The organism is Burkholderia sp. A2 (assembly GCF_001729305.1).
Taxonomy (GTDB): domain Bacteria; phylum Pseudomonadota; class Gammaproteobacteria; order Burkholderiales; family Burkholderiaceae; genus Burkholderia; species Burkholderia sola.
Genome location: NZ_LZXX01000113.1, coordinates 1,078 through 2,061, shown reverse-complemented (window position 1 = coordinate 2,061; position 984 = coordinate 1,078). Strand labels below are relative to the sequence as shown.

Sequence of the window (984 nt, the reverse complement as noted above, 5' to 3'; positions counted from 1 at the left end):
CGGCGCGCTCGCATGGTTCGAATGCCACAACCGCAGCCGCTACGACGAAGGCGACCACGTGATCTTCGTCGGCGAAGTGGAGCGCTGCGGCGTGCGCGCGGTATCGGACACGGCACCGCCGCTCGTGTTCCACGGCGGCGGCTTCCACGGCCTCACACCGCTTTGATCGCCCCCGTACGCGCCAGCCCGACCGGCGCGCCCGCTTCGTCCTTCAGCGTCTGCAGCACGATGTTCGAACGGATGTCCATCACGCCCGGCGCCTTGTACAGGCGGTTCAGCACGAAATCCGAATAGTGCTTGAGGTTGTGCGCGAGCACGCGCAGCAGATAGTGGCTCTCGCCCGTCACGACGAACGCGCCGACCACCTCCGGCCATTCGCGCAGCGCTTCCGCGAAGCGCTCGTGCCATTGATTCTCTTCGTTGCGCATCGACACCTGCACGAACGCCTCGAGCTCGAAGCCGAGCTTCTCGCGGCTCAGGCACGCGCGATAGTGCTCGATCACGCCCTGCTCCTCGAGCAGGCGCATGCGGCGCAGGCAGGCGGATGGCGAAAGCGAGATGCGTTCGGCCAGGTCGAGATTGCTGATTCTGCCCTCCTCCTGCAATACCGCCAGAATCCGGCAGTCGGTGGCATCGAGCGTGATCGCGTGCATTTTTGGTCCCCGTTTTCCCTCTGAGTCGAATTATCTGCCAATCCGGCGGATTGTCCATGTTTATTTCGCAAGCACTTTCTGCGAGCGTCCACCTATCATTCGAAGCATCGATTCACGCTTCGTCATGCCATGGACACACTCTGGGACATCTCGCCGCCGGTCAGCCCCGCCACGCCCGTGTGGCCGGGCGATACGCCGGTTTCCGTCGAACGCGTGTGGCGGATGGAGGCCGGTTCGCCGGTCAACGTCGCGCGCGTGACGCTGTCGCCGCACACGGGCGCGCACTGCGACGCGCCGCTGCACTACGACGCCGACGGCGCGCCGATCGGCG

Annotated in this window: 3 protein-coding genes; 2 read left to right on the top strand and 1 reads right to left on the bottom strand. The window is 65.3% G+C overall.

Annotated features, from left to right (window positions below):
- A partial coding sequence (locus A9Z05_RS26030; protein WP_141723485.1) for a flavin reductase family protein occupies positions 1-166 on the top strand: 166 nt, incomplete at its 5' end.
- Here A9Z05_RS26030 and A9Z05_RS26025 read toward each other — a convergent pair.
- On the bottom strand, positions 153-653 hold the full coding sequence (locus tag A9Z05_RS26025; RefSeq protein WP_006477992.1) for an Lrp/AsnC family transcriptional regulator: 501 nt from the start codon (positions 651-653) through the stop codon (positions 153-155). The genes A9Z05_RS26030 and A9Z05_RS26025 overlap by 14 nt on opposite strands.
- A gap of 129 nt (positions 654-782) precedes the next feature.
- On the opposite strand from A9Z05_RS26025, the gene A9Z05_RS35325 reads away from it, so the two are divergent.
- The coding region (locus A9Z05_RS35325) for a cyclase family protein (protein WP_176730248.1) at positions 783-984 on the top strand (202 nt) is incomplete at its 3' end.

Coding starts and splice junctions, on each gene's coding strand:
- A9Z05_RS26025 (WP_006477992.1), bottom strand. CDS start 653: ATGCACGCGATCACGCTCGATGCCACCGACTGCCGGATTCTGGCGGTA.